Source organism: Sphaerotilus sulfidivorans, assembly GCF_013426975.1.
Lineage (GTDB): Bacteria > Pseudomonadota > Gammaproteobacteria > Burkholderiales > Burkholderiaceae_C > Sphaerotilus > Sphaerotilus sulfidivorans.
On the sequence record NZ_JACCPY010000009.1, the window covers coordinates 21,123 to 43,546 of the forward strand.

The 22,424-nt window shown below is 70.2% G+C and carries 15 protein-coding genes; 8 read left to right on the forward strand and 7 right to left on the reverse strand.

All coding sequences use genetic code 11. From position 1 onward, the window contains the following. Positions 1 to 7 precede the first annotated feature (7 nt). Both HZU84_RS07830 and HZU84_RS07835 read left to right on the forward strand, forming a co-directional pair. On the forward strand, positions 8 to 793 hold the full coding sequence (locus tag HZU84_RS07830) for a helix-turn-helix transcriptional regulator (protein WP_149503778.1): 786 nt from the start codon (positions 8 to 10) through the stop codon (positions 791 to 793). A 106-nt stretch (positions 794 to 899) separates the two neighbouring features. Next, positions 900 to 1,883 carry a Bug family tripartite tricarboxylate transporter substrate binding protein gene (locus HZU84_RS07835; protein WP_149503779.1) on the forward strand — a complete coding sequence of 328 codons (984 nt, stop codon included), beginning with the start codon at positions 900 to 902 and terminating at the stop codon, positions 1,881 to 1,883. Here the strand turns inward: HZU84_RS07835 and HZU84_RS07840 are convergent, their stop codons facing one another. Further along, positions 1,884 to 3,317 carry a phenylacetate--CoA ligase family protein gene (locus tag HZU84_RS07840; protein WP_149503780.1) on the reverse strand — a complete coding sequence of 478 codons (1,434 nt, stop codon included), beginning with the start codon at positions 3,315 to 3,317 and terminating at the stop codon, positions 1,884 to 1,886. 159 nt (positions 3,318 to 3,476) lie between these two features. Next, positions 3,477 to 10,322 (reverse strand): calcium-binding protein, encoded by a 6,846-nt coding sequence (locus tag HZU84_RS07845; protein ID WP_149503781.1) that lies wholly within the window; start codon positions 10,320 to 10,322, stop codon positions 3,477 to 3,479. Between the two features lie 535 nt (positions 10,323 to 10,857). Here HZU84_RS07845 and HZU84_RS07850 point away from each other — a divergent pair. After that, complete coding sequence (locus HZU84_RS07850) at positions 10,858 to 11,166, forward strand: DUF485 domain-containing protein (protein WP_037484535.1); 309 nt, start codon at positions 10,858 to 10,860, stop codon at positions 11,164 to 11,166. After that, positions 11,163 to 12,977 carry a cation acetate symporter gene (locus tag HZU84_RS07855; protein WP_149503782.1) on the forward strand — a complete coding sequence of 605 codons (1,815 nt, stop codon included), beginning with the start codon at positions 11,163 to 11,165 and terminating at the stop codon, positions 12,975 to 12,977. The genes HZU84_RS07850 and HZU84_RS07855 overlap by 4 nt, the downstream gene beginning before the upstream one ends. 82 nt (positions 12,978 to 13,059) lie before the next feature. Here the strand turns inward: HZU84_RS07855 and HZU84_RS07860 are convergent, their stop codons facing one another. Both HZU84_RS07860 and HZU84_RS07865 read right to left on the reverse strand, forming a co-directional pair. After that, entirely contained in the window at positions 13,060 to 13,713 is a 654-nt protein-coding gene (locus tag HZU84_RS07860; protein ID WP_149503783.1) for a 3'-5' exonuclease, read from the reverse strand. After that, the gene (locus tag HZU84_RS07865) at positions 13,713 to 15,581 is read right to left on the reverse strand and encodes a DUF294 nucleotidyltransferase-like domain-containing protein (protein ID WP_149503784.1); all 1,869 of its coding nucleotides are present in this window, start codon (positions 15,579 to 15,581) and stop codon (positions 13,713 to 13,715) included. The genes HZU84_RS07860 and HZU84_RS07865 overlap by 1 nt, the downstream gene beginning before the upstream one ends. A gap of 121 nt (positions 15,582 to 15,702) precedes the next feature. Here HZU84_RS07865 and HZU84_RS07870 point away from each other — a divergent pair, with 121 nt between their 5' ends. After that, positions 15,703 to 16,989 carry a class I SAM-dependent methyltransferase gene (locus HZU84_RS07870; RefSeq protein WP_149503785.1) on the forward strand — a complete coding sequence of 429 codons (1,287 nt, stop codon included), beginning with the start codon at positions 15,703 to 15,705 and terminating at the stop codon, positions 16,987 to 16,989. A gap of 15 nt (positions 16,990 to 17,004) precedes the next feature. On the opposite strand, the gene HZU84_RS07875 is transcribed toward HZU84_RS07870, so the two are convergent. Continuing rightward, positions 17,005 to 17,727 (reverse strand): UPF0149 family protein, encoded by a 723-nt coding sequence (locus HZU84_RS07875; RefSeq protein WP_180692844.1) that lies wholly within the window; start codon positions 17,725 to 17,727, stop codon positions 17,005 to 17,007. Between the two features lie 156 nt (positions 17,728 to 17,883). On the opposite strand from HZU84_RS07875, the gene HZU84_RS20945 reads away from it, so the two are divergent. Further along, positions 17,884 to 18,519, forward strand: coding sequence for a response regulator transcription factor (locus HZU84_RS20945; RefSeq protein ID WP_180692845.1), 636 nt, complete (start codon positions 17,884 to 17,886; stop codon positions 18,517 to 18,519). Here the strand turns inward: HZU84_RS20945 and HZU84_RS07885 are convergent. After that, entirely contained in the window at positions 18,405 to 19,400 is a 996-nt protein-coding gene (locus HZU84_RS07885) for a tRNA dihydrouridine synthase (protein ID WP_149503787.1), read from the reverse strand. The two genes, HZU84_RS20945 and HZU84_RS07885, sit on opposite strands and share 115 nt — an antisense overlap. A 122-nt stretch (positions 19,401 to 19,522) precedes the next feature. Here HZU84_RS07885 and HZU84_RS07890 point away from each other — a divergent pair, with 122 nt between their 5' ends. Together HZU84_RS07890 and otnI are read left to right on the forward strand one after the other, a co-directional pair. Then, positions 19,523 to 20,572, forward strand: a complete 1,050-nt coding sequence (locus HZU84_RS07890; RefSeq protein ID WP_149503788.1) for a hypothetical protein — start codon at positions 19,523 to 19,525, stop codon at positions 20,570 to 20,572. Positions 20,573 to 20,603: 31 nt separating this feature from the next. Further along, on the forward strand, positions 20,604 to 21,449 hold the full coding sequence (otnI, locus tag HZU84_RS07895) for a 2-oxo-tetronate isomerase (protein WP_149503789.1): 846 nt from the start codon (positions 20,604 to 20,606) through the stop codon (positions 21,447 to 21,449). Here the strand turns inward: otnI and HZU84_RS07900 are convergent. Further along, positions 21,430 to 22,326 carry a DUF808 domain-containing protein gene (locus HZU84_RS07900; protein ID WP_149503790.1) on the reverse strand — a complete coding sequence of 299 codons (897 nt, stop codon included), beginning with the start codon at positions 22,324 to 22,326 and terminating at the stop codon, positions 21,430 to 21,432. The genes otnI and HZU84_RS07900 overlap by 20 nt on opposite strands. Positions 22,327 to 22,424 lie beyond the last annotated feature (98 nt).

Consider the following 22,424-nt stretch of genomic DNA (forward strand, 5'->3'; position numbering starts at 1 on the left):
ACAGCGCTTGACCGATCTCTCCGCCCCGCATGTGCAGACCGCCCTGACCGGCCTGATCGACGCGATCGGCCGCGAGGACTTCGCCGCCCGCGCGCTGGCCGCCCTGAACGAGACGGTGCGGGCGGCCTCCTGGTCGGTCTACCGGCTGCATCCGCAGGACTTGCCGCCCGAACTGCACCTGTCGGCCAGCCGGGGCGTGGAGGACGCGACGCAGGACTGCTTTCGCGCCTACCGGGACGCCGGCCTGTACCGGCAGGACCGCAGCTTCGCGCGGCTGCGTCCCGGCGGATCGCCCACAGGGCCGCAGGTGCTGCGCATGCACGGCGACGAGGCCCCGAGCCCGGCGCACCGCGAACTGATCTACCGCCGCCACCGGGTGGTCGAGCGGCTGTCGGTGGCCAGCGTCGAGCCCGACGGCTCGCTGCTGGCGATCAATCTCTACCACCATGAGCACCAGGGCCGCTTCACGCCGACCGAGCAGGACACGCTGGCCATGCTGGCGCCGCTGGTGCGCTCCAGCGTGCAGCGCCATCTCGCGCTGGCGCGCCGCCCCCATGCACCGGCATCGGCCGCCGATCCGCGCCAGCGGCTGCTGCAGGCCTGCGCGGCCCTGACCCCGCGCGAACTCGATGTCTGCGAGCGGCTGCTGCGCGGCTGGAGCCACGACGGCATCGCCGCCGACCTGGGGCTCACGCTGTCGACCGTCAAGACCTACCGGGCGCGCGCCTTCGAGCGGCTGGGGCTGCATTTCCGCAGCGAGCTGTTCGCCCGCTTCGGTCACTCGCCGCACTGAACCCGCACCGGCCGCTGCGGGTTGACCCTGTCGACCTCCCGGACGACAGGAGGACGGCGGCACGGCGCACAGACTCCGGTCCTGTCCAGACCGAGGAGACCCGCGCATGACCGCTCTCGCCCGCCGCCGCCTGCTGGCGGCCGCAGCCCTGACCCCGCTCGCCGCCTGGGGGCCGATCGCTTCGGCCCAGGGTCTGCCGGACCGGCCGATCCGGCTGATCGTCGGCTTTCCGCCCGGCACCGGCCCGGACATGGTCGCGCGCCTGCTGGCGCAGCGTCTGGCCGAGCAGCTGCGTCAGCAGGTGATCGTCGACAACCGCGCCGGCGCCGGCGGCCAGATCGCCGCCCAGGCCGTCGCGCGGGCAGCGCCCGACGGCACGACGCTGCTGCTGGGCGAGGTCGGCTCGATCGCGATCGCGCCGGCCGCCTTCGAGAAGCTGCCCTATGCGCCGGCCCGCGAGCTGGCGGGCATCAGCGAGGCGGTGCGCTCGGACTTCCTGTTCGTGGTGCCGGCCAGCTCGCCGCACGCCACGATGGCCGCCTTCGTCAAGGCTGCACGCTCGCGGGGCGACCGCACCAACCTGGCGACCTTCGGCGCCGGCACGCCGGGCCATTTCGCCGCCGACATGCTCGGCGAGGCCGCCGGCTTCACGGTCGAGCCGGTCCACTACCGGGCCACCGGCGACGCGGTGACCGCGGTCATCGCCGGGGATGTGGCCGGTGCCTTCGTGTCGACCGCGCTGGGCCTGGCGCAGATCCGCGGCGGCCGCATGCGCGCGCTGGCCACCACCGCGCCCGCGCGCCTGGCCGCGCTGCCGGAGGTGCCGACCTTCGCTGAAGCCGGCTGGCCGGCGCTGGATGTCTCGGCCTGGTTCATGCTGATGGCGCCCGCCGGCACGCCGGCCGCGCTGCTCGACCTGCTGCAGCGCCAGACGGTCGGCGCGCTCCAGCATCCGGAGACCCGCACGAAGCTGGGCGAGGCGGGCTTCTCGATCACCGGCAGCTCGCGGCCCGAAGCCGAGCGGCTGCTGGTGGCCGAGGCGCGCCGCTGGGCAGGCGTGGTGCGCAGCAGCGGCTTCAAGGGCGACTGATCAGTCCGCCATCACGATGACCTGGCGCAGCTTGCCGCTGGCCGGGTCGACACTGGGCGGCGCGGCATCGACGCTGAGCTTGATCTCGGGCAGGCCCTGGCGGCGCAGATAGTCGCGCAGCACCGCCAGCGCCCGCTCGCGCAGGCGCGCCGGATCGCTGCTCAGGCTGTCGTCGAGCCGCAGCGACAGCGCATCGGCCGAGGTCTGCAGCAGCTGGAAGCGGTGCAGGTCGGCCCCCTCCTCCAGCACGGTGGTCACCGCCAGCGGCGACAGCCGCACCTCGGCCGAGCGCGCGTCGCGCAGCCGCAGCGTGTCGTCGCCGCGGCCCTCGATGGTGAAGGACGGCCGGTGGTTGCCGCAGGGGCAGTCGTCCGGATGCATCGTGACGCTGTCGCCCAGGCGGTAGCGGATCAGCGGCTGCACCCGGTTGGCCAGATTGGTCAGCAGCACCGCCTTCGACGGCGTGCCGGGTTCAACCGGCCGGTCATCGGCGTCGACCGGCTCCATCACGACCCAGTCGTCGTTCAGGTGCATGCGACCGTGCGGGCATTCGAAGGCGATGCTCAGGCACTCGGAGGCGCCGTAGTCGTTGATGACCGGCGCGCCGAAGACCGACTCGATCCAGTCGCGGGTGCTCGCCGGCAGGCCCTCGCCGCCAGCCCACAGCGCCAGGGGCGTGAGCCGCAGCCGCCCGGCCTGCTGCTGGCGCGCCAGCTCGGCCAGCATGCTGGGATAGCTGGCCAGGAAGGCGGGCCGCCATTCCTGCAGGCCGGCGCAGATCTCCTCGATCGGCTGCGTCACCGAGAAGGCGCGCGAGGCGCTGCCGGAGACCGGATTGAAGCGGCACTGCCGGCGCCAGAACGAGACGCTGGCGTAATGGCCGTCGAGCGCGGCCACCAGCGCGCTGCGCGGCTGCAGCCCCCACGGACCGAAGGCGCCGCTGGCGGCCATCGGCCACCAGCGCTGGGTCGCGAAGCGGCGATCCATGCGGCTCTCGAGCAGCGAGGTGTAGACCGCCAGCGCGCCGCTGTCCTGGATGAAGATGCCCGGCTCGCCGCTGGTGCCGGAGCTGGTCCAGATCGCGTAGCGACGCAGGAAGTCCTCGCCGATGCGCGAGCGGTCGGCCAGGAAGTCCTCGACCCCGGCGCGGGTGATCGCCGGATCGGTGACCCACTGGTCGAAGTTCGCCATCAGCGTGGTCTTGTCGACCGGCGGCAGATCCTGCCAGGCCGGCATCAGCGCGCCGGGATGGCGGCCGTGATGGCGCCGGTAGAACTGGCTGTGCGCACGGGCATGCTCGAGCAGGTCGCGCTGGCGCCGGCGCACCAGATCGGCGGAGGCGGCCGGTGCCCGGTTCGCCATGCCCAGCCAGCCGGCCGGGGACCAGGACTGCATCCAGTCCACCCAGGGTTCGTCATGCACGAGTGCTGCCATGTGCTTGTCTCCTTCTCTCCCGAGGGGGTTTGCGGCCAGCGCGCGAAGAGCGGTCAGATGCCGCCTGCGGCCGGTCCTTGCGTCCGTTTGTCACGGACATCTTGGACCGCCCGGCGAACATCTGCCTGACATGCATCACTCAGGACATGGTTTTTACATTCAGGAAGACCAGGTACCCGCAATCACCGGCTGCAGCGCCGTCTGATGGTCAGCCGGCAGCGTGGTCGTGCCGATCGAGGGCATCGCGAAGGCCGACATCGCCTCGATCAGCGTGTCGACCTGCGCGGCCTGCAGCGTGCGGCCATCGGCGGTGCGGAAGACCTCGATGCGCGCGGCCGGATCGGTGTCCCAGTCCATCAGGTAGATGCGGTTCCAGGTGCCCAGGATCGTGACCTCGAGGAAGCCGTCCAGGCGCTGGAACCAGAGCTGCTCGGCGCTGATGCCGGCATCGAACTCGATCACATCCTGGTTGCCCTCGGTGTCGTCCCAATCCCAGATCACGTCCAGGCTGGTATCGCGGCCGATGCGATAGACATCGTTGCCTGCCCCGCCGGCCAGCGAATCGGCGCCACCGCTGCCCAGGAGGGTGTCGTTGCCGGACGAGCCCAGCACCAGGTCGGTCCCGCCACCGGCGTCGATCAGCAGACTGCCCTGCACCGTCGTGCCGCTCAGATCGATGATGTCGTCGGAACTGGTGCCCAGCAGCCGGGCCTGCCCCGCAACCCCCTGGACATCCAGGATCTCGATGCCGCCGGCCGACAGGTCGCGCACACCGATGTCCATGCTGCCGGCGCTGATCGCGACGATGCGATCGGTGCCATCCAGGCCGGTGTCGGCCCAGGTGTCCCAGCCCATGAACTCGGTGCTGCCGTAGACGCCGCCGGTGACGCGGTAGGTGTCGCTGCCGTCGCCACCGTCGAGCAGATCGTCGCCCGCACCGGCCACGATGGTGTCGTCGCCGGCGCTGCCGAAGACGGTGTCATGGCCCCGGTTCGCATCGATGACCAGATTGGCGCCGGTCAGCGTCGTGCTGCGGAAGTCGAACAGATTGTTGCCGGTGTCGCCCAGCAGCCGGACGGTGCCGGCGGCGCCGCTGGCATCGATCTGCTCGATGCCGGTGTCGACCCAGGAGCGCAGGCCGATGTCGACCGGCCCGCTGCCCAGCGCCACGATGCGATCGGTGCCGCCGGCGCCGCTGTCCTTGAAGGTGTCGTAGCCATGGAAGCCGGACCAGCCCCCCGCCTCGTTGCCGCTGATCTGGAAGGTATCGCCGCCCTCGCCGCCGTCGAGCAGGTCGTCCGCTGCGCCGCCGACGATCGTGTCCGCGCCCGCGCTGCCCAAGACGGTGTCATTGCCGTGTCCGGTGTCGATCACCAGGTTCGTGCCCAGCACCGTCACGCCACGCAGGTCGATCAGGTTGGCATCGCCGGTGTCGAGCAGCCGCACCGTGCCGGTCGCACCCCGGGCGTCGATCTCCTCGATGCCGGTGGCCGCGAAGCCCCGCACGCCGATGTCGACATTGCCCGTGCCCAGCGCCACGATGCGGTCGATGCCCTCGGTGCCGCTGTCCTTGAAGGTGTCGTAGCCGTGGAAGCCGGTGGTGAGGTTGCCCGTCACCCGGAACGTGTCGCCGCCGCCCGCGCCGTCGATCACATCCTCGCCGTTGTGGCTGACGAGGGTGTCGGCCGCGGCGCTGCCGAAGATCGTGTCGTTGCCGTTGCCGCCGTCGATCACCACGTTCGTGCCGGTGATCGTGATGCCGCGCAGGTCGATCACGCTGGCTGTGCTGTCTCCCAGGATGCGCACCGTGCCCGTCGCCCCGCTGCCGTCGATCACCTCGATGCCGGAGGCCGCGGCATTGAACGCACCGGCCAGGCCGATGTCGACAGGGCCGGTGCCGGTGGCCACGATGCGGTCGGTGCCGCTGGTGCCGCTGTCCTTGAAGGTGTCGTAGCCGTGGAAGCCAGTCGTGGTGTTGCCCGTCACCCGGTAGGTGTCGCCGCCACCTGCCCCATCCATCACATCCTCGCCGTTGTGGCTGACGAAGGTGTCCGCACCATCACTGCCGAAGATCGTGTCGTTGCCGTTGCCGCCGTCGATCACCACGTTCGCGCCGGTGATCGTGATGCCACGCAGGTCGATCAGGTTGGCGCTGCTCTCGCCCAGGATGCGCACCGTGCCGGTCGCACCGCTGCCGTCGATCACCTCGATGCCGGAGGCCGCGGCGCTGAAGTTGCCCTTCAGGCCGATGTCGACGTTGCCGGTGCCGGTGGCTGCGATGCGGTCGACACCGCTGGTGCCGGTGTCCTTGTAGGTGTCGTGGCCCTGGAAACCGCTGGTGGTGTTGCCGCTCACCCGCCAGGTGTCGCCGTCGCCCGCGCCGTCGAGCACATCCTCGCCGTTGCCCGCCACGATGAGGTCGGCCGCTGCGCTGCCGAAGACGGTGTCATTGCCGCTGCCGGTGTCGATCACCAGGTTCGTGCCCAGCACCGTCACACCGCGCAGGTCAATCAGGTTGGCGTCGCCGGTGTCGAGCAAGCGCACCGTGCCGGTCGCGCCCCGGGTATCGATCTCCTCGATGCCGGTGGCCGAGAAGCCCCGCACGCCGATGTCGACGTTGCCGGTGCCGGTGGCGGCGATACGGTCGACACCGCTGGTGCCAGTGTCCTTGTAGGTGTCGTACCCCTGGAAGCTGGCCGTGGTGTTGCCTGTCACCCGGTAGGTGTCGCCACCGCCTGCGCCGTCGAGCACATCATCGCCGTTGCCCGCCAGCAGCGTGTCGGCCGCCGCGCTGCCGTAGATGGTGTCGTTGCCGTTGCCGCCGTCGATCACCACGTTCGTGCCGGTGATCGTGATGCCACGCAGGTCGATCAGGTTGGCACTGCTCTCGCCCAGGATGCGCACCGTGCCGGTCGCACCGCTGCCGTCGATCACCTCGATGCCGGAGGCCGCGGCGCTGAAGTTGCCCGCCACGCCGATGTCGACATGGCCGGCGCCCAGCGCCACGATGCGGTCGACGCCGGTCGTGCCGCTGTCGCGCCAGGTGTCGTGGTTGTGGAAGCTCGACCAGCCGCCGGCCTCGTTGCCGGTGACGCGATAGGTGTCGCCGCCCTCGCCGCCGTCGATCCAGTCGTTGCCGCCGGCGCCGACGATCGTGTCCGCGCCCGCGCTGCCGAAGATCGTGTCGTTGCCGAAGTTCGCGTCGATCACCACGTTCGTGCCGACCACGCTCACCCCGCGCAGGTCGATCAGGTTGGCCGCGTCGGTGTCGAGCAGCCGCACCGTGCCGGTCGCGCCGCTGCCGTCGATCACCTCGATGCCGGTGGCCGAGAAGCCGCGCACCCCGATGTCGACATTGCCGGTGCCGATGGCCTCGATGCGATCGACACCGCTGGTGCCGGTGTCCTTGTAGGTGTCGTAGCCCTGGAAGCCGGTCGTGGTGTTGCCGCTCACCCGCCAGGTGTCGCCGTCGCCCGCGCCGTCGAGCACGTCGTCGCCGCTGCCCGCCACGATGAGGTCGGCCGCTGCGCTGCCGAAGACGGTGTCATTGCCACTGCCGGTGTCGATCACCAGGTTCGCGCCCAGCACCGTCACCCCGCGCAGGTCGATCAGGTTGGCGTCACCGGTGTCGAGCAGCCGCACCGTGCCGGTCGCGCCCCGGGTGTCGATCTCCTCGATGCCGGTGGCCGAGAAGCCCCGCACCCCGATGTCGACATTGCCCGTGCCCACGGCAACGATGCGGTCGATGCCCTCGGTGCCGCTGTCCTTGAAGGTGTCGTAGCCGTGGAAGCCGGTGGTGAGGTTGCCCGTCACCCGGAACGTGTCACCGCCACCCGCGCCGTCGATCACATCCTCGCCGTTGTGGCTGACCAGGGTGTCGGCCGCGGCGCTGCCGAAGATCGTGTCGTTGCCGTTGCCGCCGTCGATCACCACGTTCGTGCCGGTGATCGTGATGCCGCGCAGGTCCAGCACGTTGGCGCTGCTCTCGCCCAGGATGCGCACCGTGCCGGTCGCACCGCTGCCGTCGATCACCTCGATGCCGGAGGCCGCGGCGCTGAAGTTGCCCTTCAGGCCGATGTCGACATGGCCGGTGCCGGTGGCAGCGATGCGGTCGATGTCGCTGGTGCCGCTGTCCTTGTAGGTGTCGTGGCCCTGGAAGCTGGCCGTGGTGTTGCCCGTCACCCGGTAGGTATCGCCGCCGCCGGCGCCGTCGAGCACATCCTCGCCCCAGCTCGCCAGCAGCGTGTCGGCCGCCGCGCTGCCGTAGACCGTGTCATTGCCATGGCTCGAGTCGATGACGATGTTCGTGCCCTGCAGCGTCACACCGCGGAAGTCCAGCAGCGTCGCGCTGCCGTCCCCGTAGAGGCGCACCGTGCCGGTCGCGCCACGTGCATCGATCTCCTCGATGCCGCTGAGCCCCGCGCTGAAGTTGCCCGCCACGCCGATGTCGACGTTGCCGGTGCCCACCGCCACGATGCGGTCGACGCCGGTCGTTCCGCTGTCGCGCCAGGTGTCGTGGTTGTGGAAGCTCGACCAGCCACCGGCCTCGTTGCCGGTGACGCGGTAGGTGTCGCCGCCCTCGCCGCCGTCGATCCAGTCGTTGCCGCCGGCACCGACGATCGTGTCCGCGCCCGCGCTGCCGTGGATCGTGTCGTTGCCGAAGTTCGCGTCGATCACCACGTTCGTGCCGACCACGCTCACCCCGCGCAGGTCGATCAGGTTGGCCGCGTCGGTGTCGAGCAGCCGCACCGTGCCGGTCGCGCCACGGCCATCGATCTGCTCGACGCCACTGGCCGAGAAGCCCCGCACGCCGATGTCGACGTTGCCGGTGCCGATGGCCTCGATGCGATCGACACCGCTGGTGCCGGTGTCCTTGTAGGTGTCGTGGCCCTGGAAACCGCTGGTGGCGTTGCCGCTCACCCGCCAGGTGTCGCCGTCGCCCGCGCCGTCGAGCACGTCGTCGCCGCTGCCCGCCACGATGAGGTCGGCCGCCGCGCTGCCGAAGACGGTGTCGTTGCCGCTGCCGGTGTCGATCACCAGGTTCGTGCCCAGCACCGTCACGCCGCGCAGGTCGATCAGGTTGGCATCGCCGGTGTCGAGCAGCCGCACCGTGCCGGTCGCACCCCGGGCGTCGATCTCCTCGATGCCGGTGGCCGCGAAGCCCCGCACGCCGATGTCGACGTTGCCGGTGCCCAGCGCCACAATGCGGTCGATGCCCTCGGTGCCGCTGTCCTTGAAGGTGTCGTAGCCGTGGAAGCCGGTCGTGGTGTTGCCCGTCACCCGATAGGTGTCCCCGCCACCCGCGCCGTCGACCACATCCTCGCCGTTGTGGCTGACCAGGGTGTCGGCCGCCGCGCTGCCGAAGATCGTGTCGTTGCCGTTGCCGCCGTCGATCACCACGTTCGTGCCGGTGATCGTGATGCCGCGCAGGTCGATCACGCTGGCTGTGCTGTCTCCCAGGATGCGCACCGTGCCCGTCGCCCCGCTGCCGTCGATCACCTCGATGCCGGTGGCCGCGGCATTGAACGCACCGGCCAGGCCGATGTCGACAGGGCCGGTGCCGGTGGCCACGATGCGGTCGGTGCCGCTGGTGCCGCTGTCCTTGAAGGTGTCGTAGCCGTGGAAGCCGGTCGTGGTGTTGCCCGTCACCCGATAGGTGTCCCCGCCACCCGCGCCGTCGACCACATCCTCGCCGTTGTGGCTGACCAGAGTGTCGGCCGCCGCGCTGCCGAAGATCGTGTCGTTGCCGTTGCCGCCGTCGATCACCACGTTCGTGCCGGTGATCGTGATGCCACGCAGGTCGATCAGGTTGGCGCTGCTCTCGCCCAGGATGCGCACCGTGCCGGTCGCACCGCTGCCGTCGATCACCTCGATGCCGGAGGCAGCCGCGCTGAAGTTGCCCTTCAGGCCGATGTCGACGTTGCCGGTGCCGGTGGCGGCGATGCGGTCGACACCGCTGGTGCCGGTGTCCTTGTAGGTGTCGTGGCCCTGGAAACCGCTGGTGGTATTGCCGCTCACCCGCCAGGTGTCGCCGTCGCCCGCGCCGTCGAGCACATCCTCGCCGCTGCCCGCCACGATGAGGTCGGCCGCCGCGCTGCCGAAGACGGTGTCGTTGCCGCTGCCGGTGTCGATCACCAGGTTCGTGCCCAGCACCGTCACCCCGCGCAGGTCGATCAGGTTGGCATCGCCGGTGTCGAGCAGCCGCACCGTGCCGGTCGTGCCCCGGGCGTCGATCTCCTCGATGCCGGTGGCCGAGAAGCCCCGCACGCCGATGTCGACGTTGCCGGTGCCCACCGCCACGATGCGGTCGATGCCCTCGGTCCCAGTGTCCTTGTAGGTGTCGTAGCCCTGGAAGCCAGTCGTGGTGTTGCCCGTCACCCGGTAGGTATCGCCGCCGCCCGCGCCGTCGAGCACATCGTCGCCGCTGCCAGCCACGAACGTGTCGGCCGCTGCACTGCCGAAGATCGTGTCGTTGCCGTTGCCGCCGTCGATCACCAGGTTCGTGCCGGTGATCGTCACGCCGCGCAGATCGATCAGGCTGGCTGCGCTGGTGTCGAGCAGCCTCACCGTGCCGGTCGCGCCCCGGGCGTCGATCTCCTCGATGCCGGTGGCCGCAAAGCCCTTGATGCCGATGTCGACGTCGCCGGTGCCCAGCACCACGATGCGGTCGATGCCGTCGGTGCCGCTGTCCTTGTAGGTGTCGTGGCCGTGAAAACCGGTCGTGCTGTTGCCGCTGACCCGGTAGGTGTCACCGTCCTGGCCACCGTCGAGCAGATCGTCGCCCAGCTCGCCGACCAGCAGATCGGCACCGGCGCCGCCCAGCAGGGTGTCGTTGCCCCAGCCGCCCCAGACCGTGTCTTCCCCGCCACCACCGGCCAGGGAATCGGCACTGCCGTAGCCGAACACTTCATCAGCGCCATCACCACCCGTCAGGGTTTCTGCTGATTCCTTGCCGGAAATCACATTGACGGCACCCGCCAAACTCGAGATCTTGAATCCGCTCATGAGGGTTAACCCTGTTATTGATCCTGTCACCGACCGAGAATTTCCCGTCCTCGGTCACCCCGCAGGCGATGCAGGCCCCCATGCTGGCGCGCGAGCATCGCCCTGAAATGGAAAAACAGTCTCTTTTAGCGGAGCAAGATGTCCGTGGACAGCCCAAGGATCCGGGTCGACCTCAAGGGGGCGATCACATACCCCATGATGTGTGCAAAAAGCACGATCCGGCAGAGCCGCACCACCACGCCAGCGTGGTGACGCCGCGACTTCCTCGACGCTGGCGCGGCTTGTCAGAAGTAGGTCAGATACCACACACAAAGCGGTACCAATAAACACCAATTTCAGTAAGAAAAATGTCAGAAACTACGCGGCCACTATCGACCCCCCAAAACCATTGATCCCCATCAATAGTTAGTAAAAACCCTAGCACTCATTAAACCGGCCAGCAAGATCAATATCAACAAACGGTCAGTATTTGGTCAGTATCACTTCCTAGACTGAAATCCGGATATTCAACAACCATTCCAATCCGGAGCACCAAATGTCAGATCCTGTGGTCGCCCGCATCAGGGCAAACCCGAAGTATGCGGAACTGAAGAGCAAGCGCAGCAGCTTCGGCTGGTGGCTGACGCTGCTGATGATGGTCGTGTACTACGGCTACATCTCGCTGATCGCCTTCAACAAGGAGTTCCTTGGCCAGCGCATGGGCGAAGGCGTGACCACGCTGGGCGTGCCAATCGGCATGGGCGTGATCATCTTCACCATCGTGATCACCGGCATCTATGTGCGCCGGGCCAATGACGAGTTCGATCGTCTGACCAAGGAAATCATGCAGGAGGTCTCCAAGTGAGCCGCACGCTGAAGACTCTCCTCGCGCTGGCGGGCACCCTCGGTGCCGGCGCCGCGCTGGCAGCCGGTGCCGACATGGGCACCGCCGCCAAGCAGGCGACCAACTGGACCGCCATCGCGATGTTCGCCCTGTTCGTGGCGGGCACGCTCTACATCACCAAGTGGGCGGCGGCCAAGACCAAGTCGGCCGCCGACTTCTACACCGGCGGCGGTGGCATCACCGGCTTCCAGAACGGCCTGGCGATCGCGGGCGACTACATGTCGGCCGCCTCCTTCCTGGGCATTTCCGCCGCGGTGATGGCCAGCGGCTACGACGGCCTGATCTTCTCGATCGGCTTCCTGGTCGGCTGGCCGGTCATCACCTTCCTGATGGCCGAGCGGCTGCGCAACCTCGGCAAGTTCACCTTCGCCGACGTGGCCGGCTACCGCTTCCAGCAGACCCCGATCCGCGCCTTCGCGGCCTCGGGCACGCTGGTGGTGGTCGCGTTCTACCTGATCGCGCAGATGGTGGGCGCCGGCCAGCTGATCAAGCTGCTGTTCGGCCTCGACTACTGGCTGGCGGTGGTCATCGTCGGCGCGCTGATGATGGTCTACGTGCTGTTCGGCGGCATGACCGCCACCACCTGGGTGCAGATCATCAAGGCGGTGCTGCTGCTGTCGGGCGTGACCTTCATGGCCTTCATGGTGATGGCGCAGTTCGGCTTCTCGCCGGAGGCACTCTTCGCCAAGGGCGTCGAGGTCAAGGCCACGATCGCCGCCAATGCCAAGACCGCGGCGGTGGCTGCCGCTGCCGCCAGCGCGGCGGTCGCGCAGACGCCGGAAGCGGTGGCTGCCGCTGCTGCTGCCGCGTCGAAGGCCGAGGCGATGGACCCGGCCAAGATCGGCCAGGCGCTGATGGCCCCGGGTGGCTTCGTGAAGGATCCGATCTCGGCGATCAGCTTCGGCATGGCGCTGATGTTCGGCACCGCAGGCCTGCCGCACATCCTGATGCGCTTCTTCACCGTCCCGGACGCGAAGGAAGCCCGCAAGTCGGTGTTCTGGGCCACCACCTGGATCGGCTACTTCTACATCCTGATCTTCATCATCGGCTTCGGCGCGATCACCCTGGTGCTGACCAACCCCGAGTTCGCCGACACCGCCAAGGGTGTCATCAAGGGCGGCGCGGGCACGGCCAACATGGCGGCGGTGCTGGTGGCCAAGTCGGTCGGTGGCGACGTGTTCTACGGCTTCATCTCGGCGGTGGCCTTCGCGACCATCCTGGCGGTGGTGGCCGGTCTGACGCTGTCGGGCGCCTCGGCGGTGTCGCATGACATCTACGCCACGCTGATCAAGAAGGGCAAGGCCGACAGCGCTGCCGAGCTGAAGGTCTCGCGCATCACCACGCTGTCGCTGGGCCTGCTGGCGGTCGTGCTGGGCATCGCCTTCGAGAAGCAGAACATCGCGTTCATGGTCTCGCTGGCCTTCGCGATCGCCGCCTCGGCCAACTTCCCCGTGCTCTTCATGAGCGTGCTGTGGAAGGACTGCACCACCAAGGGCGCCGTGATCGGCGGCTTCCTGGGCCTGATCAGCTCGGTCGGCCTGACCGTGGTGTCGCCCTCGGTGTGGGAAGTCACGCTGGGCAATCCGAAGGGCTCGGCCTGGTTCCAGTACAGCTCGCCCGCGCTGTTCTCGATGACCATCGCCTTCGTCGGCATCTGGATCTTCTCGCTGCTCGACCGCAGCAAGCAGGCCCAGCAGGAACGTGCGGCCTTCGAAGCCCAGCAGGTCCGCTCGGAAACCGGCCTGGGTGCCGCCGGCGCCTCGGGTCACTGATCGCCTTGCACTGACCGCCCGAGGTCCGCGGACCTCCGGCCCGGTCCCCCGCGACACCCGGCCTCGGCCGGGTGTCGTCGTTTCAGCCCGGCAGACCCACCAGATGGCGCAGCTTGACGAAGGCCAGCCCGGCCATCACCGCATCGTTGAGCGCGTCATGGGCATCGCGCCGCGGCAGGCCCAGGTCATGCATCAGCGTGTCGAAGCGCAGGTCGATGTTGCGGTCCTGCTCATGGCCGCGCAGCTGGCGGAACTTGAAGTCGTGATAGAGCGCCGAGACCTCGATGCGCTCCTGCGGCAGCGGCACGCCGGCCATCGGCAGCAGGATGCGCTCGAGCATCGCCACATCGAACTCCAGGTAGTAGCCCACCAGCGGCCGCGCCCCGATGAAGCGCAGCAGCCGGTGCATCGCCTCCTCGGGCGCCAGCCCCTGCGCGACATCGCGCTCGCGCAGCCGGTGCACCCGCACGCTGTCGGCCGAGATCGCCCGGCTCGGGCGCACCAGCAGCGACAGCGCCTCGCTGGTCATCAGCCGGTCGCCGACGATGCGTACCGCGCCGATCGAGATGATCTCGTCGCGGCGCCGGTCCAGCCCGGTGGTCTCGCAGTCGATCGAGACCCACTCCTGCGGCGGCGCGCTCTCGTAGAGAAAGGCCAGCGCCGGATCGCGCAGTCGCCGGCGCTGCCATTCACGCGAGAGCTGGCGCCAGCCGCGCCCCATCAGGTCGGGCAGCATCACAGCATCTCCAGGCGGTAGTGGTGATGCAGATGGACACGGAAGCGCTTGACCACCGCCAGCGTGTCCTTCAGCAGATCGCGGTCCAGGCTGCCGAGCCGCTCGACCGCGATGCCGGAGCCGGCCGCCCGCCCCTGCTCGATCGCCTGCAGCCCGGCCTTGAGCTTCAGGTCCATGAAGAAGTGCAGGCTCTCGATCAGCTCGGCGCCCAGCCGGGGCTCGAGGTGGCCGCCGGCCATCAGCGCCTCGATGCGCGCCACCGTGCCGGTCTCGGTCAGGCGGTGCTCGAAGGCCAGGCTGCGCACGCCGTGCACCAGCGGAAAGATGCCGGCCTTCTTCAGGTCGAGCTGCTCGCGTGCGCCCTCGCCCAGGCCCAGACCGAGAATGCGGCTCCACCAGCCGCTGCCGTGCTGCGCAAAGGCCTCGACCGCGCCGGCAAAGCGCGCCAGCACGCCGGCGTTGTCGCTGGCAAAGGCCCAGACCTGCTCGCGCAGGCCGTGCAGCAGCGCCGCATCCCCGCTGACCGGGTGGGCGTCGAGAAAGATCGCCAGCGCCATCAGGTGGTCGGGCGTGGGCTCGAGCAGCCAGCGCCGCACCCGCCGCGCGAAGGCCTGCTCGTCGTCGCGCCACTCGGGGTTGCTGATCATGATGCCGCCGGCACAGGGCGGATAGCCGAAGTCGGCCAGCGCCGCCGAGAAGCGCGCGCAGACGGCCGCAAGATCCAGCTCCGGCGGCGGCGTCCAGCCCTGGCGCAGCACCAGACCGTTGTCCTGGTCGGTCTTGAGCAGCTGCTCGCCGCGGCCCTCGCTGCCCATGACGAACAGGCAGCTGTTGGCGACAAGCTCCGGCGGCGCGATCAGCTGCCAGGCGCGCTCGAACAGCGTCGCGTTCAGCTCCTGCACCAGCCGCGCGATCATGCCGACCCGGGTGCCGCTGCGGTGCAGCACCCCGATCAGCCGGGTGATCTGGCCGGCGGCCTCCTTCAGCGTCTCGATGCTCTCGGCCTGCAGGATCTGCAGCGTGATCAGGTAGGAGTGGTTGGAGAGATAGCTCAGCAGGTCGAGCTGCTGCAGGAAGCCGACGATGCGCCGATCCGGGCCCTCGCCCTCGGCCACCACCAGGCGGTGGATGCGGTGGCGGATCATCAGCGCCAGCGCATCGAACAGCGGCATGTCCGGACGCACCGTCACCAGGTCGAAGTTCGCCAGCTCGCGCACCGGCAGCCGATCCAGCGGCGTGCCGTGCAGGATGGCCTTGGGCAGGCTGGTGACGGTGAAGATGCCCAGCCGCACCGGACCGTCGCCAGGAGCGTCGCCCGCCCGGTCCTCGACCAGCACATTGGTGGTGCGCTGGGTCTGGAAGACCCGCGCGACCTCGGTGATCGAGGCCTGGCCATCGACGAAATGCGCCGGGCGCAGGAAGGCCTGGTCGACGCGGGCCATCGTCAGCGACTGCAGCTCGTGCTGGCTGCTGCGCTCGGCCAGCGCCCCCAGCTTGTTCGACAGGTCGGAAAACAGCAGCGCGCCGAAGGTGACGTTCGAGGCGATCAGCGCCGAGACCGCCTCCTTCGCGAGCCGGTAGGTCACCACCTCCTCGGCGGCGACGAAGCGGCTGCTGGCGCGGCCGGCCACCAGCGCACGGCCGTCGAAGCAGTCGTCGGGGCCGTAGCTGCCCTGCTGCTCGTCGCCGTCCCACTGCTGGACATGGCCCTTGATCAGCACAAACAGATGGGTCGGCTCCTGACCGGGCGCCAGGATGACCGCGCCCTCGCGGAAATACTCGATGTCGACGCTGCGGCGCACCCGGTCGCGCTCGTCGGCGTCCAGGCAGTCGAAGGGCGAGGCGGCAAAGTTGAAGGCGCTGGGCACGGGGCGATGTCTCCTGCGGGGCGGGGCCTGTCGTTGTCGGACACGTCGGACGATTCTGTCCGGCCCGGCTTGCACGGAGCCTGCGCCGCATCAAGATGCGCCATCGTCGACAATCCGCCCCATGTTCACCGACCTGATTCCCGGCGCCGCGCCGCAGCCCGCACCGGAGCCCACCGCACGCGAGCGATTCTTCCGCCTGATCGAGACCGCGCTGGCCGCGCGCCAGCTGGTGCGCCTGACGCTGGGCCGCTACCGCGGCCCCGAGGCCGATCTCGAGAAGGTGCTGGCCCGCCCGGTGCTGCTGCGCGGCGAGCCGCATCTGCAGCTGGTCTGGCGCCACGCCACCCGCGACATCACCAAGAACCACCCGCTGACCGAGGTGCCGGCGCTGCTGGACGGCCTGATCGCCACCGGTGCCTTCGAGAACGCGCACCTGCACACCCGCACCCAGGAGGCGCAGTTCACCGTCAAGACCAAGGGCGGCCGCGACCGCAGCCTGCTGCGGGTGGGCCGCAACAGCGCGCCCGCCGACGACGAGGGCACGGACGCCGCCTCAGACACGGCCGCCGAGGAGCACAACCGCGAGAAGCATCGCCTGCTGTCGCTGGAGCGCCCCTTCTGGCACGACCTGGGCGTGACCGACGCGCAGCAGCGGCTGATCCCGGCGATGTCGCGCAAGTGGCGCCAGATCAACCGCTTCGTCGAGGTGTTCTCCTCGGCGCTGGCCGACGCCGGCCTGGGCGGGCGCGATCCGGCCGAGCCGGTGCGGGTGCACGACTTCGGCTGCGGCAAGGGCTACCTGACCTTCGCGGTGCACGACTGGCTCGCCGGCCAGGGACGCCGCGCCGAGGTCACCGGCGTGGAGCTGCGCCAGCCGCTGGTGGACCTGTGCAATGCCGCGGCCGAGCGCCACCAGCTCGGCGGCCTGCGCTTCGACGCCGGCGACGTGCGCGACTACACGCCCGCCGGCCTGGACGTGATGATCGCGCTGCACGCCTGCGACATCGCCACCGACTACGCGATCGACTACGGCCTGCGCGCCGGGGCGTCCGTCATCCTGTGCTCGCCGTGCTGCCACAAGGAAGTGCGCCCGCAGATGACGATGCCGGCGCTCCTGCGCCCGGTGCTGCAGCACGGCGTGCACCTGGGCCAGGAGGCCGAGATGGTCACCGACGGCCTGCGCGCGCTGCTGCTCGACGCCGAGGGCTACGACACCCAGGTGTTCGAGTTCATCTCGCTGGAGCACACCAACAAGAACAAGATGCTGCTGGCGGTGCGCCGCCGCCACACGCCGGCCGGCCACGCCGAGGCGGTGCGCGCGCAGATCGCCGCGATCAAGGACTTCTACGGCATCCGCACGCAGAGCCTGGAGACGCTGGTGGCCGCCCGGGGGCGCTCGGCGGCCTGACGCGCGGCCGGCGCTTCAGCCGGCCTGCAGCGCGCAGCAGGCCTTGTACTTGCGCCCGCTGCCGCAAGGGCACGGGTCGTTGCGGCCGACCTTCGGCGCGCTGCGGCGGAAGGTCAGCGCCTGGCGCTCGCTGCGCTGCAGCTCGCGCCGCGCCGGGGCGAGCTGCTGGTGCAGCTGCAGCAGCACATCGGCCAGCACCTCGGGCAGCTCGGCGCGCATCGCGGCATCGATCGGCGGCGGGCGCAGCGCCTCGTCCTCGTCGTGCTCGTGGTGCAGCATCATGATCGGCACCAGCGCCTGGCCGGCCTCGTCGTCGGCCAGCAGCGGCTGCCAGCCCTCCGGCGCGATCTGCATGCCCAGCACGAAGCCCGAGGCCCAGTCGTTGCCGCCGGGCAGGCCGTCCGGCCGCAGGGCCAGACGCGGGCGATGCGAGGCGCCGCCGCGCCCGCCACGCTCCAGCGCCGCGCCGATCGACTCGTGCAGCTTCATCAGCGTGCCGGCGATCGCACGCGCCTGGGCCTCGTTCTCGAAGGAGACCTGGGCCTCGGCCGATTCGCCCCAGACCTGCGCCAGCCAGACCGAGGGCCCGGGCGGACTGGCCGCGCAGTTCAGCGCGGACAGGAAGCCGTCGAGCCGCTCCAGCGTCATCGCGCCGGCCGGCAGGTCCGTCAGGAAGGCCTGCAGCGCCGCCAGCGCGGCGGCATCGGGCGGAACGGGAGAGGTGGCGGCGTTGTTCATCGGCTGCGGATCCGGTATCGATCGGTGACGGAAGGGGCGCGAGCGTAACCCACTCCCAGGCATGGGTGAAGCAAAGGTAAGTGCAGGTAAACCGGGCGGTCCGGGCGGCCCTGTTCGAGGCATGGTCACGTCAACGTCTCGATAGGCTCGATCGCCATGGAACGACCCGTCACGCATGACTTCGCGCTGTCGCCGCTGCCCGCTCTGACCCCGGGCGCGGCCACCGCCTCCTGGCATCTTCTGCTGGCCGGCCTGCCGTTCAGCGACACCACCCGACTGCAGACGCTGATGCGCGGCCACGGCCACCGCGTCAGCGTGGTCCATGGCCTGGCGCAGGTGCAGGCCCGGCTGGCCGACGACGAGATCGATGTGCTGCTGCACGGCAGCGAGCATCTGGCCCAGCTCGAGAGCATGAGCCGGCTGCCGAGCCGGCCAGCACGCATCTGCCTGGTCGACGGCACGGACGCACGCTCGCGCATCGAGGCGCTCGACGCCGGCGCCGACGACTGCCTCTCGCGTCCCTACGCGCCGCGCGAGCTGCTGGCGCGGGTGGCGGCGGTGCTGCGCCGACGCGGCAGCAGCTCGACCGCTTTTCTGCTGCCCGCCAACGATGTCGGGGAGATCATCGCCACGCATCAGGATCAGCCGCTGGCCGAGCGGACCGCCCTGCCACGGCTTCAGGCCGCCACGCGCGACTCCGCCAGCGCCAGCTCCAGCGCCTGCGCCCGCTCCGCCCCGAACAGACCGACGGCGATCGCCCGCGAATCGGTGACGGTGCGCAGCCGCAGATAGGCCTCGGCAGCCTGCGGATGGCGCTGGCGCAGGAACTGCAGCCACTGCTTGAGCCGGCCGGCGCGGTAGCCGGGCTCGAAATGCCGGCCCACCAGCACCCAGAAGTCGGCCAGCAGCTCCAGCACCTCCGGCCAGTCGAGCTGTCGCCCGCCGCCGCTGGCGATCGCGATCGCCAGGCCCGGATCGGCGACGATGCCGCGTCCGAGCATCAGCGCGTCGCAGCCCGATTCCTGCAGGCAGCGCCGGGCATCGTCCGGCGTCCAGATCTCGCCATTGGCGACGATCGGCAGCGCGGGCAGCGCCTGGCGCAGGACGGCGATGCGGTCCCAGTAGGCCGGCGGCTTGTAGCCCTGGGCCTTGGTGCGCGCATGCACGACGATCTCGCAGGCGCCGCCCTCGGCGGCGGCGCGCGCCGCATCGAGCGCCTGCGCGTCGTCATCCACGCCCAGGCGCATCTTGGCCGACACCGGCATCGAGGCCGGCACCGCCCGGCGCACCGCCGAAACGATGCGCCACATCAGCTCGGGCTGGTCGAGCAGCGCCGCACCGCCGCCGTGGCGGTTGACCACCTTGGCCGGACAACCGAAGTTCAGGTCGATGCCCGCCGGACCCAGCCCGGCCAGGCGCGCGGCGTTGTCGGCCAGACAGGCCGGATCGGAGCCGAGCAGCTGCGCGCGCACCGGCACGCCCGCCGGCGTGCGCGCGCCGTCGCGCAGCTCCGGCACGATGCGGTGGAAGACCCGCTCGGGCAGCAGCGTGTCGGTCACGCGGATGAATTCGCTGACGCAGCGCTCGATCGCACCGGCGCGGGTCAGCATGTCACGGAGAACAAAATCCAGCAGGCCCTCCATCGGGGCCAGCAGCAGTCGGGGAGCGCTCATGGCCGAGAGTGTCACCGATGGCACGACCGGACCGATCCGCCGGGCCGGCCCGGACTGAAAGAGCCCACCCCGCAGCGCATAATCCGGCACCCGCTCCGCTTTCACGCTCTGCACCGAACTCCATGGCTCTCTACCGATGCAACCGCTGCGGGCACCTGTCCGAGCAGGCCGATGAACTGATCGGCTCGTCGCTGCCCTGCCCGTCCTGCCGGACCGACAACGCGGTCTATCCGACAGTGCGCTTCGTGCAGTCGATGCTGACCCGCTACTTCGCCGCCCGGCGCGACCTGACCGCCGCCCGCGCCGAGATCGAGACGCTGCGCCAGCAGGCGGCCGAGGCCGCCCAGGCCGGCAGCCAGGAGGCGCCACCGTCGGTCTACTCGATGCCGATGGACTTCGACCCGACCAGCTCGGACCATTTCTGCAGCAAGGTGCAGGTCGCTCCGGTGCTGGACTGGCTGCGCCAGCACCAGGCCACCGTCGACCTGGATCCGCGTGCGCTCGACACCTCCGGGCCCTTCGACGCGATCGCCGGCCAGATCGCCGAGCAGCCGCGCCTGCTCGGCGAGATCATCGAGCGGGTGCGCAGCGCCCAGAAGCAGGACTACAGCTTCATCAATCTCGACCTGAGCCGGCGCACCCCCGAGGACGCCTGCGCGCTGCGCGACTTCTGCCAGGAGCTGGCCGAGGGCGGCCTGCTGGCCAAGTACCTGTCGCAGCCGGGCGATCCGGTGGTTCGGCTGTCGCTGCACCGCTCGGTGGAGAACCGGCGCTTCTTCGAAGGCGGCTGGCTGGAGTGGTGGTCCTTCATGCTGGCGCTGCGCCATCTGCTCAATGTCGGCGCGGACTTCTCGGTCGGCCGCGACATCGGCCTGTCCTGGCCGAAGGACGACGGCCACAAGCTCGACGCGCTGTTCCTGCTCGACAGCCGCCGGCCGCTGGCGCTGCAGTGCCTGACCGGCGACCCGGCGCCGCATGTCGACCGGCTGCTGCACCTGCGCGACCGCCTGGGCATCGATCCGGCCCACTACCTCCTGTGCGCCGCCGACCTGAGCGTGCGCCAGGCCGAATCGCTGACCCAGCGCACCGGCCTGCCGGTGGCCACGCTCGACACCCTCAAGCCGATGCTGCGCGAGACGGTGCGCGCGCTGCGCCAGCAGTCGCGGCGCTGAGCTGAACCCGGGTGGACTCCGGCGCCTCGCCATGCCCCGCTTCGCCGCCAATCTCACCATGCTCTACAACGAGCACGACTTTCTCGACCGCTTCGCCGCCGCCGCGGCGGACGGCTTCGAGGGTGTCGAATTTCTGTTCCCCTACGCCTTCCCGGCCGAGGAGATCGCCGCGCGACTGAAGGCCCACGGCCTGCAGCAGGTGCTGTTCAACGCGCCCCCGGGCGACTGGGAGGCCGGCGAGCGCGGCCTGGCCTGCCTGCCCGGCCGCGAGGCCGAGTTCCGCGCCGGCTTGGCCACCGCGCTGGCCTATGCCCGGGCGCTGGACTGCCCGCGCATCCATGTGATGGCCGGCATCGCCCCGGCCGACCTGCCGCGTGCCGCACTGCTCGAGGTCTACCAGGCCAACCTGGCCTGGGCCGCAGCGCAGGCGGCGGCCCAGGGGCGCGAGGTGCTGATCGAGCCGATCAATCCGCGCGACATGCCCGGCTATTTCCTCAACCATCAGGCCGAGGCGCACCGCATCGTGCAGGCCATCGGCGCGCCCAACCTCAAGGTCCAGTTCGATCTCTATCACGCCCAGATCGTGGAGGGCGACCTGTCCACCCGGATCCGCCAGACCCTGCCCACAGGCCGCGTCGGCCACCTCCAGCTCGCCGGCGTGCCGATGCGCCACGAGCCCGATCTGGGCGAGCTGAACTATCCCTACCTGTTCGCGCTGATCGACGAGGTGGCGACGCAATGCGGATGGCAGGGCTGGATCGGCTGCGAGTACCGTCCGGCGCGCGGCACGGTGGCAGGCGCCACCTCGGCGGGGCTGGGCTGGCTGCGTGCGGCCGGCGTGCCAGCTCGACCTGACCTCAGCCGCGCAGCCGCTTGACCAGCATCACGCCGGCCAGCACCAGGGCGCCGGCGACGATGCCCACCAGACCGTCGGCCAGCACCGACACCAGCGGCGCCAGCGTGCCGGCCGCGGCGGCCAGCGGCTCGATCAGGTGGTGCAGCGCCGGCACGCCGTGCACCAGGATGCCGCCGCCGACCAGGAACATCGCCGCAGTGCCGACCACCGCCAGCAGCTTCATCAGCAGCGGCGCGGCCCGCAGCAGCAGCTCGCCGAAGGCCGCACCCCGGCCGGTGCGCACCATCCAGGCTCCGGCGTCATCCATCTTGACGATGCCGGCGACCAGACCATAGACGCCTACCGTCATCGCCACCGACACGCCGGAGAGCACCATCGCCTGCGTCATCAGCGGCGCCCCGGCCGCCGCACCCAGCGTGATGGCGATGATCTCGGCCGACAGGATGAAGTCGGTGCGGATCGCGCCGCGAATGCGCTCGCGCTCGAAGGCCACCAGATCGACCGCCGGATCGGCCAGCGCGGCCGTCAGCTCGGCATGGTGGCTCCGGTCCTCCTCGGCGCTGTGCAGCCAGCGGTGCGCCAGCTTCTCGAAGCCCTCGAAGCACAGGAAGGCACCGCCGACCATCAGCAGCGGCGTGATCAGCCACGGCGCGAACACGCTGATCAGCAGCGCCACCGGCACCAGGATCGCCTTGTTCAGCAGCGACCCCTTGGCCACGGCCAGGACCACCGGCAGCTCACGGTCGGCCGACACCCCGGTGACCTGCTGGGCATTGAGCGCCAGATCATCGCCGAGCACCCCGGCGGTCTTCTTCGCGGCGACCTTGGTCAGCACCGCGACATCGTCGAGCACGGTGGCGATGTCATCGAGCAGGGCAAGCAGGCTGGCAGCGGCCATCGGGTTCTCTCCTTGTCGCGGGCGGGGAATTTCTCACGCATCCTAGCCGAGAGCCGGTGACACGCGGTGTGGGCGTGTTCGCCCCTGCCGGCCCCTCA

Bases quoted from the DNA above. Each gene is read 5' to 3' on its own strand.
- HZU84_RS07835 (WP_149503779.1), top strand. From the start codon at position 900: ATGACCGCTCTCGCCCGCCGCCGCCTGCTGGCGGCCGCAGCCCTGACC.
- HZU84_RS07840 (WP_149503780.1), bottom strand. From the start codon at position 3,317: ATGGCAGCACTCGTGCATGACGAACCCTGGGTGGACTGGATGCAGTCC.
- HZU84_RS07845 (WP_149503781.1), bottom strand. From the start codon at position 10,322: ATGAGCGGATTCAAGATCTCGAGTTTGGCGGGTGCCGTCAATGTGATT.
- HZU84_RS07850 (WP_037484535.1), top strand. From the start codon at position 10,858: ATGTCAGATCCTGTGGTCGCCCGCATCAGGGCAAACCCGAAGTATGCG.
- HZU84_RS07860 (WP_149503783.1), bottom strand. From the start codon at position 13,713: ATGCTGCCCGACCTGATGGGGCGCGGCTGGCGCCAGCTCTCGCGTGAA.
- HZU84_RS07870 (WP_149503785.1), top strand. From the start codon at position 15,703: ATGTTCACCGACCTGATTCCCGGCGCCGCGCCGCAGCCCGCACCGGAG.
- HZU84_RS07875 (WP_180692844.1), bottom strand. From the start codon at position 17,727: ATGAACAACGCCGCCACCTCTCCCGTTCCGCCCGATGCCGCCGCGCTG.
- HZU84_RS20945 (WP_180692845.1), top strand. From the start codon at position 17,884: ATGGAACGACCCGTCACGCATGACTTCGCGCTGTCGCCGCTGCCCGCT.
- HZU84_RS07885 (WP_149503787.1), bottom strand. From the start codon at position 19,400: ATGAGCGCTCCCCGACTGCTGCTGGCCCCGATGGAGGGCCTGCTGGAT.
- HZU84_RS07890 (WP_149503788.1), top strand. From the start codon at position 19,523: ATGGCTCTCTACCGATGCAACCGCTGCGGGCACCTGTCCGAGCAGGCC.
- otnI (WP_149503789.1), top strand. From the start codon at position 20,604: ATGCCCCGCTTCGCCGCCAATCTCACCATGCTCTACAACGAGCACGAC.
- HZU84_RS07900 (WP_149503790.1), bottom strand. From the start codon at position 22,326: ATGGCCGCTGCCAGCCTGCTTGCCCTGCTCGATGACATCGCCACCGTG.